The 10867-nt window shown below is 26.5% G+C and carries 13 protein-coding genes and 1 riboswitch; of the genes, 5 read left to right on the top strand and 8 right to left on the bottom strand.

The genetic code is table 11. The features are described 5' to 3' along the window. The 3 genes from HUJ77_RS11455 to HUJ77_RS11445 all read right to left on the bottom strand — a co-directional run. The coding region (locus HUJ77_RS11455) for a hypothetical protein (protein WP_291708748.1) at positions 1-329 on the bottom strand (329 nt) is incomplete at its 3' end. Then, positions 313-834 (bottom strand): RNA polymerase sigma factor, encoded by a 522-nt coding sequence (locus HUJ77_RS11450; RefSeq protein ID WP_291708746.1) that lies wholly within the window; start codon positions 832-834, stop codon positions 313-315. The genes HUJ77_RS11450 and HUJ77_RS11455, both read right to left, overlap by 17 nt. A 74-nt stretch (positions 835-908) precedes the next feature. Next, positions 909-1523, bottom strand: coding sequence for an NlpC/P60 family protein (locus HUJ77_RS11445; protein WP_291708744.1), 615 nt, complete (start codon positions 1521-1523; stop codon positions 909-911). A 271-nt stretch (positions 1524-1794) separates the two neighbouring features. Here HUJ77_RS11445 and HUJ77_RS11440 point away from each other — a divergent pair, with 271 nt between their 5' ends. Then, positions 1795-2541: a polyphosphate polymerase domain-containing protein gene (locus tag HUJ77_RS11440; protein WP_291708742.1), complete on the top strand. Its 747-nt coding sequence runs from the start codon at positions 1795-1797 to the stop codon at positions 2539-2541. Further along, positions 2535-3224 (top strand): DUF4956 domain-containing protein, encoded by a 690-nt coding sequence (locus tag HUJ77_RS11435; protein WP_291708740.1) that lies wholly within the window; start codon positions 2535-2537, stop codon positions 3222-3224. The genes HUJ77_RS11440 and HUJ77_RS11435 overlap by 7 nt, the downstream gene beginning before the upstream one ends. 114 nt (positions 3225-3338) lie before the next feature. Here HUJ77_RS11435 and HUJ77_RS11430 read toward each other — a convergent pair whose 3' ends face one another. Beyond that, complete coding sequence (locus HUJ77_RS11430; RefSeq protein ID WP_291708738.1) at positions 3339-3980, bottom strand: hypothetical protein; 642 nt, start codon at positions 3978-3980, stop codon at positions 3339-3341. A 202-nt stretch (positions 3981-4182) separates the two neighbouring features. Here HUJ77_RS11430 and HUJ77_RS11425 point away from each other — a divergent pair, with 202 nt between their 5' ends. Both HUJ77_RS11425 and HUJ77_RS11420 read left to right on the top strand, forming a co-directional pair. Beyond that, positions 4183-4371 (top strand): hypothetical protein, encoded by a 189-nt coding sequence (locus HUJ77_RS11425; RefSeq protein WP_291708736.1) that lies wholly within the window; start codon positions 4183-4185, stop codon positions 4369-4371. A gap of 116 nt (positions 4372-4487) precedes the next feature. Further along, a complete protein-coding gene (locus HUJ77_RS11420; RefSeq protein ID WP_291708734.1) occupies positions 4488-5015 on the top strand; it encodes a fasciclin domain-containing protein in 528 nt (175 codons plus the stop codon). A gap of 106 nt (positions 5016-5121) precedes the next feature. Here HUJ77_RS11420 and HUJ77_RS11415 read toward each other — a convergent pair whose 3' ends face one another. Next, on the bottom strand, positions 5122-6954 hold the full coding sequence (locus HUJ77_RS11415) for a carbohydrate-binding domain-containing protein (RefSeq protein WP_291708732.1): 1833 nt from the start codon (positions 6952-6954) through the stop codon (positions 5122-5124). 342 nt (positions 6955-7296) lie between these two features. Here HUJ77_RS11415 and HUJ77_RS11410 point away from each other — a divergent pair, with 342 nt between their 5' ends. Then, positions 7297-7812, top strand: a complete 516-nt coding sequence (locus HUJ77_RS11410; protein WP_291708730.1) for a GNAT family N-acetyltransferase — start codon at positions 7297-7299, stop codon at positions 7810-7812. 52 nt (positions 7813-7864) lie between these two features. Here the strand turns inward: HUJ77_RS11410 and HUJ77_RS11405 are convergent, their stop codons facing one another. From HUJ77_RS11405 to HUJ77_RS11395, 3 genes are all read right to left on the bottom strand, one after another. Further along, the gene (locus HUJ77_RS11405) at positions 7865-8050 is read right to left on the bottom strand and encodes a hypothetical protein (RefSeq protein WP_291708728.1); all 186 of its coding nucleotides are present in this window, start codon (positions 8048-8050) and stop codon (positions 7865-7867) included. 592 nt (positions 8051-8642) lie between these two features. After that, positions 8643-8828 (bottom strand): hypothetical protein, encoded by a 186-nt coding sequence (locus HUJ77_RS11400; RefSeq protein ID WP_291708727.1) that lies wholly within the window; start codon positions 8826-8828, stop codon positions 8643-8645. Between the two features lie 263 nt (positions 8829-9091). Then, positions 9092-10402: a nucleobase:cation symporter-2 family protein gene (locus tag HUJ77_RS11395; RefSeq protein ID WP_291708725.1), complete on the bottom strand. Its 1311-nt coding sequence runs from the start codon at positions 10400-10402 to the stop codon at positions 9092-9094. A gap of 102 nt (positions 10403-10504) precedes the next feature. Then, positions 10505-10606: riboswitch (purine riboswitch) on the bottom strand. Between the last annotated feature and the right edge of the window lie 261 nt (positions 10607-10867).

Below are 10867 nucleotides of genomic sequence, written 5' to 3'. Positions count from 1 at the left end.
ATTTCGTTTCCATTACTAAAGTTTACTTTTTTGTTAACATCTTGCAGTTCTCCACTTTCATTTAACTTTTCAACATAACTATAATAATTAAAATACTCATTATATCCTATTAACTTCTTTATCATTGCTGAAACTGTACTAAAATTAAAAATAAGTATAAGAGATATAAACAATATTGCAACCTTAATATATTTATTATTTAAATTTAACTTTTTCTTATTTTCTCTTTTAGCTCCATTTAAAGCTTCTCTCATTAAACTTTCAAATTCTTCAGGAGCCTTCAAATTATCTTCTTTTAAGCTTTTTAATTCCTTATCCAAGTCTATCATTTATATCACCACCTATATTTTTTCTTATTTTATTAATGCCTTTATTAATTCTAGATTTAACTGTTCCTAGGGGAATATCTAAAATATTTGCAATTTCATCATAGGAATAATCTAAATAGTATTTTAATTTTATTACCTCTTTCTGGTCATTATTTAAGCTTTCTATTAAAAATTTTAGATAAATTTTATTTTCTATATCCTTAAACCCCTTTTCCTCTGAAGACAATAGGTTGTCTACTTCCTCAAATTTATTTTTCTTTGATAATTCCTTTTTGCATAAATTAACTAATATCTTTTTACTCCAAATATAAAATGAGCTTATCTTTTTTAACTTTGATATTTCTTTATAAACAACTATTATCATTTCTTGTAGTATGTCTAAAGCATCATGTTCATTTTTCATATAGAAATAAGCTAATTTATAGTAATTATCCTTTTCTTTTAATATTAAATTTAAAAGAGCCTCTTTATCACCTTTAATTGCCTTTTTAACTTCTAGTTCCAAGCATCTCCCCCCTAACTATCACCTCTATATTCCTAAGAGTAGCATAGAGCTAAAAAAGTTCCCACTAATAAAAATTATTTTAAAGAATTTATATAATCAATAGGCCTATAAATTATGCTCTCCTCACTTAAATACAAATTAGCCTCTTTTACCCCTCCAATTGGATAAGCATATTTATTATAAGCATTAATTATTTTCCCTCTTCCCTTGTATAAAACTACATGACCTGGAGTATATATAAGATCTCCCGGCTGTAAATCCTCTTTATTTACCTCATAACCTTGAAGTATATCCTCTTGATCAAAGGTTGAATATCCTATTTCAACTCCTGTTACTTCTCTATAAGCCCAATATGTTAAGCCTGAACAATCAAAAGCTTGACTTCCTATATATGTTTCCCTACTTAATGGGTAATAGCTATCTCCATAATAACCTATAAGTTCATCAAGTCTCTCTTCACTGATTATTTCTCCCTTTCCACCCCAAACATATTGAAGTCCAATTTTTTCTTCTGCTAAGTTTATAACCTTATTTACAACTTCTTTTTCTTCTTCCGTCATATTTATACCTTCATTTTCATATTTATCTTTTTTATATAGACTCCTAAAACTTAAAGTTGCAACAAAAGCTACTATAACTATTATTATACTAATTAATATCCTCTTTTTATTTAATCTTAATTTTCTCATAGAATCCCCCTCAACCAAATTTTGTAATCACAGTATAATTCTACATTAAAATACTCTTTATCTATATTACTTTTTAATTACAAATGTATTAAGTTTAATTTGCTTTTAATAAAAAAGATGCATTAAATTAAATGCAAATTCAATTTATCCATAAATATTTGTCTGTTAAATAAATCTTGAATCCAAAATATTTTATTTAAATTTAAGATTTATTTAAGCTTAGGTTTATATAATTACCTCAAGAAGAAAAATTAACAGGAGGTAATTTTATATGGCAATAAAAGCATTTAAAAGATTTGAGAAGAAATTCATATTAAATGAAAATCAATATAAATCTCTTCTACCAATCTTATATCAATATATGAATCCAGATAAATACTGCAAAAATGGAAACAATTACAACATCTATAGTATTTACTATGATACAGAGGATAACCAAGTAATTAGGCATTCAATTAACAAGCCATACTATAAAGAAAAACTTAGATTAAGAAGCTATAAATCTTCTATCGATGAAAATGATAAAGTTTTTCTAGAGCTTAAGAAAAAAATAAATGGAATAGTAAATAAAAGAAGAGCAACCTTAACATTGAAAGAAGCTGAAATGTTTATAGAATATAGACAAAGACCTAATTTCATAGATTATTTAAACAATCAAGTTTTAAATGAAATAGAATACTATTTAGATAATAATAATGTTTCACCTAAGGTATTTATAAGTTATAGCAGAAAAGCTTTATTTGGTAAAAATGATAATGATTTTAGAATTACCTTTGATTCAAATATATTAAGTAGACGTGATAACTTATCTCTTAAAGTAGGTGGATATGGTAATGAATTAATACCAAATGGTTATTATCTTATGGAAGTTAAAATATTAGGTGCTATACCACTTTGGTTAAGTAAAGCACTTTCAGAATTAAAAATATACAATACTCACTTTTCTAAATATGGAAATGAATATATGAGCTATTGTTTAAATAATACTTGTGACATAAGGAGGAAAAACATATGCTAGAAACAATAATAACATCAACTAATGGGGAATCTTTTACTTTATTTAATGCTTTACTAATTATTTTTTCATCAATTGCGCTTGGATTAATTATTAGCCTTGCTTATATGAAGACTCATAAAAGAGAAGGTTATGCTCCAAGCTTTACAGTAACCTTAATAATGCTACCAGTTATAATATCAATTATTATACTTCTAGTAGGCAATAATGTAGCAAGGGCCTTTAGCTTAGCTGGAGCTTTTTCAATTATTCGTTTTAGAAGTGCTCCTGGAGATCCAAAGGATATAACTTATGTATTTTTCACTTTAGCAGTTGGTTTAACTTGTGGTATGGGCTATATTGGATATGCCTTTATCTTTACTATAGTACTTTGTGCTTTAACTCTAATATTAGATGCAACAAAGTTTGCTATGCCTAAAACTAAAACATCAAAACTTAAAATAACAATTCCAGAAGACTTAAATTATGATGGAATATTTGATGAAATATTAGACAAGTACACAAACTCATGGAAAATTGAGACTATTAAAACTAGAGATTTTGGTGCTCTTTTTGAAATTCATTATATAATTCAAATGAAGCTTGATGCTAACCAAAAAAATTTTATTGACGAGTTAAGATGTAAAAATGGAAATTTAAATATTTCTCTAAACTTTGCTAATATTGAAGAAAAAGTATACAACTAAATAAGAAGAATTAAATATAGTATTTTACATTCTAAAAAATAAAAATTTTAGAAGGATTTAATAAATAATCCTTCTAAAATTATATATATTAAAATTATTTTTTAAGATATGAATTTATCTAAATATATCATAAATCTTATCATCTTTTACATATTGTAAATCTATAGCCTTATTGGATTTAGGAGATCTTAAATAACTCACATATCCATTTTCAAGCTTAATATAAGAATAAGAATATTCCTCATCATATAGCTTATAAGATTCATCAATCGGTATGGTGTTAAGCTTATCATCCAATTTTTTATATTTAACTTTTATTAATGTATTTTTTTCTACATTATAAGTAAACATATCTTCACTACTAGAAGGATGTAAACTAACTATATTTCCATCTTTACTAACAGATACAATACAAACATTATCTCCTTGTGTAGAGCCACAACCTATAGATTTAACATCAAGCCCTCTAATAATTTTATTGCTATTTAAGTCATAAACAAATAGGCCAAAATTCCCATGTAAAATTATCCTATTATCTGATGCATATTCAATAGTTGCCATATCTACTCCTATAAAGGTATCCTTATCTACTTTAGCTTCACTTGGAGTAATTTCTGTAATTGCTTCAACTCCTGTTGGAACATCTACTTTGCTTTTATCATTTTTATTACTTAGACTCCCACATCCAAGAAAAAAAGTAGTTAATAAAAATATTTCAATAATAAAATAAATAACTCTTTTATATATTATCATCATCCCCTATTTACCTAATTATTTTACTAATTTTAACATATAATTATGAAAGAAATATTACAAAAAGATTACATATAAGTATTTTTAATTTACTAATAAATTTTTATTTTCTCTACTTAAGAATTTAAATGAATATTAATATATTATAAATCTAATAATAAGTATGTACATAGTAACATAAAGAAATGTAAGGTGGTGAATACATATGCAAAATAACGCAAAAGATCAATTACAAATTGCTTGTAACCAATTATCTTCTGCACAAAGTTCCTTAAATCAAGCTATTAGTACTGTTGAAAAATTAAACAATAAAGAAGAAATAGAAAAAGCATTAACAGCTGTTAGTAATGCAGTATCAGTAGCAAATAGTTCTTATCAAAACTATAAAGATTAGTATTTATTAAAAGACTTTAGTATTAATTATTAAAAAATCTTTTTAGTAATAATTAATACTATAGTTCAACACTTAATAATACTAAAATACATTTGGTAAATTGGAGATAAAAAGTTATGAAAAATTTCACTAAAATATTTACAACAACAATAATAATAGTATTTATTCTATCAATATTGCCTGTATCATATATATATTCAAGTGCATCTACAAATATAAAAGAAGATAAAAACATTATAGAAATAGCTAAGAGTGATGGAAGATTTAACACATTAGTAGAAGCATTAAATAAAGCAAATTTAGTAAATACACTTGAAGGAAAAGGTCCTTTTACTGTATTTGCTCCTACAGATGATGCTTTTAAAAAACTTCCTGCTGGTACTTTAGAAAACTTATTAAAGCCTGAAAATAAAGATGCCCTTAAGGACATATTACTTTATCATGTTGCTAAAGGTAATTTAAGTTCAGCAGATGTACTAAAATTAGATGGTAAAAAAATCACATTACTAAATGGCAAAACTGCTAATATAAGTGTAAAAAATGGAGATGTATTTATTAATAATGCAAAAATAATAATTACTGATATTCCTGCTAGTAATGGCACAATTCATGTTATTGATGCAGTATTAATACCTGAAAAGTAAAAATTTAATAAAAATATAAAATAACTGTATCTTATAAATTTAAATTATTTCATAAGATACAGTTATTTTTAAGTTTAAATTATAATTAATATATTAATTTTGTTAACTAAGGTCTTGCAGGCATTTCTCCTCTTTGTCCAGGCATTTTTTCACCACCTGGTCCACCAAAGCCTCCAGCACTTGCTCCTACATTAGTAACTGTGCTAGATACTGTGAAGCTATCTCCTTCTGTTCCACCTGAATAACTTCCTTCAGAATATAATCCATCAGTTACCGTACCAGTTGATTCTCCCCCAGTATAAATTTTATAATTTGTTCCTGTTTTTATATTTGCTGAAGATATAACTATTGATGAAACTGATTTACTAGGTGAAAAAGTAATTAACTCATTTCCACTTTCATCTTCAATATGAAGTAATGTATTTGCTGAAACTGAATTAAAGACATTAATTGAATTTTGCTTTGAAGTATCACTTGGTGATTGAGCCATTCCTGAACTTCCTGCTGCAATTAACAACCCACCAGAAATCTCAAACTTTCCGTCATAATCTAATGCTCCATTTCCATTATTCTCTGGACCATTTACTATAACTATTCCACCGTTCATATATATAGAACCATTAGCATCTAATCCATCTCCACTTGCATCTACAACAACTCTACCGCCATTAAAATTAATTGATGCCTTTGATGATGAAACGAAATTATTTTGTCCTGGTCTACCATTTACAGCTGATCCATCATTACCTCCAGCTGCATTAATTCCATCATCACTTGCTACTACTTTTATATTTCCATCATTAATATTAATTATTTCTGCTTCAATTCCTTCATAAGATTTATTTATGTTAATTTCTCCAGAATTTATATCTATAGTAGAATCTCCATGAATGCCATCATCTCCAGAAGAAATACTTATATTTCCCCCATTAATTTCAACATTTCCATTAGAATGTATTGCATCATCTGAAGAATCTATATTTATATTTCCTCCATCTATTTTTACTAATGTACTTCCCTTTATGGCTTTAGCACTTTGTGTATCATCTTCAATAGCACTTGTATTGCTTCCAAAGTCCATTGGTTTTCCCCAGTTTCCCCATGTATTACTTGTTTTACTACTATTTTCACTGCCACCACCAGAATTTATAGTTAAGTCTCCTCCAGTAATAGTTGTACTGGTTTCAGCTTGTATTCCATCTTCTCCAGATGTTATATTTATATTTCCGCCTTTAATTAATACATAACCTTTTTCAGCATCTTCATAATTATTAGATTTCATACCATCTCCAGAAGCATTAATATTAATATTACCACTAGTTATAGTAATTGAATCCTTACCTCTTAGACCATCAGCTACTGAAGTTATATTTATATTAGCATCTTCTATCTGTAAATCATCTTTACTAGTAATAGCATTATTATAGTTAGAATTAACTGTTATTTTCCCAGTACCACTAATAAACAAATCATCCTTACTAAAAATAGTTGCATTAGGTTCATCACTAGCTTCGTCTTCAAATACATATTTTTCTCCATCTGTAACAACATTTTCACTGCCATCAGCTAAAACTAAATATGCATTTTTAGCACTCTTTATATAAATAGGAGAACTATTTGAACAAGATATATTAGCTCCATTTAAAACTAAATTAACATTATTCTCCTTACCTGCATCAACTATTATTTGACCATCCTTTAAAGTCCCTGATATACCGTAAGTTCCTGAAGAACTTATTGTAATCTTATTATTCTCAACTACAACTCCATCCCCATCAACTGAAATAGTATCTCCTAAAACTATATTAGTATCTACTTTTTCTACATTTTCACTTGAAATAGTTGTATTATCATTAGATGTACTATTTTTACTCGTGCAACCTGTGACAGTTGTTAATATAGCCATTATAGAAAGAATCGCTATAACCTTTTTACTCATAATTACTCCTCCTAGCTTTTTATTGAGTAAATAATATCATTTCTACCTTAAATTAATCTTAAAGCATTTTTTATAAATATTATATCTAAATTTAATCGTTTTAATTGTTAATATGAGTAAATAATTAAAAATATTTACTTATAATTAATCTTTTAGTATACTTTAAATAAGGTTCTATAGATATAGCACTTTTATTAATTAATAAGTTAGGAGTGTATTTTATGAAAAGTTTTATAAGTGTCAATTTCAGGTGGTGTCTTACTACTTAAATTATTCTAAATAAGTATTACTCCACCTCTAACTTCTATAAAATAATTTTAAAATTGAAGGGTGGAAAATAAAGTGAGATTAAAAAATTTACAAACTGAGAGATTAATGTTAATACCAATAACTTTAGAAATAACTAAATCTTTAATAAATGGATGCAATAAAGAAATTGAAAAACTTGGAATTAAAATAGATAAAAACTGGCCTACTAATGATACTAAAGACATATTACCTATTATTTATGAAACATTAGAAAAGGATAAAATTCCTAGTGGTTTTGAAACATGGATGATTGTAAGAAAGGATACTATGACTGTAATTGGAGATATAGGTTTCCATGGAAAACCTAATGAAAATGGTGAAGTGGAAGTTGGATATGGATTGGTTGAAAATGAAAGAAGAAAAGGTTTTGGCCTTGAATCACTAAGTGCTATTATAAATTGGGCATTGTCTCAAAAAAATGTGAAAATCATTAAAGCAGAATGCTTAATTGATAATATACCTTCTACAAGAATTTTAGAAAAGGTTGGCTTGAAGGAAATTAAAAGAGATAAAAATCTTATTTATTTAGAACTTAATAAATCATTGTAAAAGAAAAATATAGGTGGTTTGTCCACCTATATTTTTATAACCTTATATATAATTAATACTTTCTACTTTTAAATTTCTTTAAGTATATAGGTATTATTTTTATGTCATAAAACCCATCTCTAACTATATCCTTTTGTTTTATTTCATATAGTTTTTGCATTAATTCTATTAATTCTTGGTTTTGATTTTTCAGATTAATTTTATCTATGTCAAACAAGCTTGGTGTATTATTTCCCAAGGCTTCTTGTCCGTTATAAATTAATGTCGTTCCTTTTTGAAAATATAAGAACCCTGTCCAAACCTTTAATAATTCAAAATCCTTTACCTTACTAGAAATCCTCGGTTGATCAGATTTTCTAAAAATCTTAATTTTATATAGTTCTCTGGATATATAACTTCTTGTTGTCTTACTTTTTCAATATAGCTTTCTAAAGTTCCTCTACCTTCTAAGTACGCAATAAATTCTTCATTTACATCATAATCATAACAAATATCAAAGACTTCATATAATTCACCATCACTATGAGCTATAAATCCAGCTTTTCTGATTTCTCTTATAAAACTATGATGAACTGATTCTGCTATCCATATTGTATTCTTATTTATTTTTGAAATTTCTTCTTTAGCTTTAACCCAAAGCTTCTAATAAATATGAGTCTGGAGAAGTATAATGATAAACTGCATCTATAATACATTTCATTCCTAATTTATGAATTTTTATATTGCTATATATTATTACTATTTTGCTATAAGAAAAAAAGAGCATAATTATATATTAACAGCTCTTTTTAGTGTAATTAATTTTAGTTTCTTTTATAATATTCTTGACTCTAATATGAATTAGTATTTTTTGATGTATATTCATAACTTATTATATCTTCATTAGTAACATCATCATTTATTTTTAGTTTATCTAAATCTTTATTCATGTCTTGAACTGTATTTCTTCCGAATTTATTTTCAGATAAATTCTCATTATTTTTAAGTTCAAGTTTATCTAATATATCTTTTTTCACAAATAACACCTCCATACTTATAAAAATATTATTTGTTAATATTATTAATTTTATTTACTCTACTTTTAATTATATCTTCTTGCCTTAATTTTATTTTTAACCAAATTTTAGATACTAAAAATAATAATAATAATATTGGAACTAAAAGAATAAATACTACTTTATAATTTTCTATTAATATTTTCCATTAATGTTCTATTACTAACTCTTAGAAATAAAAAGCAGCTCACAAATATCTGAGCTGCTTTATTAATTATTATATATTAATCTCTTTCTTCCTTTAATATTATATTTAGTATTAAAGCAGTAATAGTTCCTGTTGATATACCTGAAGCAAAAACCATTTTTAGCCCTTCTGGTAATTGAGAAATAAATTCTGGTCTAAAGGTTACTCCAAGACCTAATCCAATAGAAGTAGCTATTATTAAAAGATTTCTTTCATTTATTTTTACTTTGCTTAAAGTTTTTATTCCAGCAGCTGCAACAGTACCAAACATTACTATTCCAACTCCTCCTAATACTGGTTGGGGAATAATATTAACTATTGCTGCAATCTTTGGTAAGAATCCTAGTAAAACTAATATTATTCCTGCCATAACTGCTACATAACGACTTGCTACTTTAGTTAAAGGTATTAAACCAACATTTTGACTAAAGGTTGTATTTGGTAATGTTCCTACAAAACCACCTATCATACTTCCAATTCCATCAGCTAATACTCCTTGCCCTATACGCTTATTACTCATTTCAACATCTGAAACTTCTCCAATTGCTTTTAAACACCCTACAGTTTCTATTGCTGTAACAAAATATGCTGGAATAAATGCAATAAGTGCTTTTAAATCAAAAGTTACACCATACTCAAATATTTTAGGTATTGATATCCAACTTGCCTCTTTAACAGAAGTAAAATCAATTAACCCAAGTGGTATACATATAATATATCCTACTATCATTCCTATAAGAATTGATGCACTACTAATCATCCCTTTTCCATAACGATTTAATAATAAAGTGCCAAATAAAACTATCATTGAAATAGATATATTTTTTATACTTCCATAATCAGCAGCACCTGTTCCTCCTGCTGCCCAATCTATAGAAACTGGTAATAAAGTTAAACCTATTAAACACACAACTGTTCCTGTAACTATTGGTGGAAATAATTTCATTAATGGTCTTATAAAGTAGCTAAGAATAACTTCAAATATTCCCCCTAGTATTGTTGCACCAATTATTCCAGGTAACCCTAAAGCCGAACCAACGGTAATAGATGGTGATACAAAAGTAAAATCTGTTCCCATTATACAAGCAACTTTAGATCCAACTGGTCCTACTCCCTTAGCTTGTATTATAGTAGCTATTCCTGCAGCAAGTATTGAGGCACTTATTAATGCTGTTGATGTTTTAGCATCAAATCCCAAAGCACTTGATACAACTAGTGGTACAACAATTATTCCACCAAAGGCAGCAAATATATGCTGAATACCAAATAATATTTTTTCTCCTATTGACGGATTATCATCAACTTTATAGTTTAATTTAATTCCATCTTTTGTTTGTAAGTCTTCCATTATTTCATCCTCCATTTTTCTATATTAAAAAGCACCTCGATACCGAGGTGCTTGTCTAAAAAAACAGAAGTAAAATTACTAATTATAAAAATATTTCCCTTTAATTTTAAACACGTACCTCGTAGTCTGCCAATTTACGGTTAGCAGGTAGAAACTTTCGGACCCTATTTCCGATGATATACGAGCATATTTATTATATGCGAACATTATAGCATAAAAATATTCACTTTATACACATTTAGATTTTTTTTGACAAATACTTAAAATTTAAATGTTTTCATACGATACTTTAAAATTTAAGTTAGATAATTTAAAAATAATGTTAATGGTATACTAAAAGTAAGGAACTATATCAAATTATGATATAGTTCCTAATATAGATATTTTAATATTCATCCTTCATCTTATTTGCAGCGATTACGAACGGCATATATAAAATAACTGATAATACAATTAATAATATTG

The organism is Clostridium sp., from assembly GCF_021443865.1.
Taxonomy (GTDB): Bacteria; Bacillota; Clostridia; order Clostridiales; family Clostridiaceae; genus Clostridium.
This window is presented reverse-complemented; position numbering and strand designations above follow the sequence as displayed.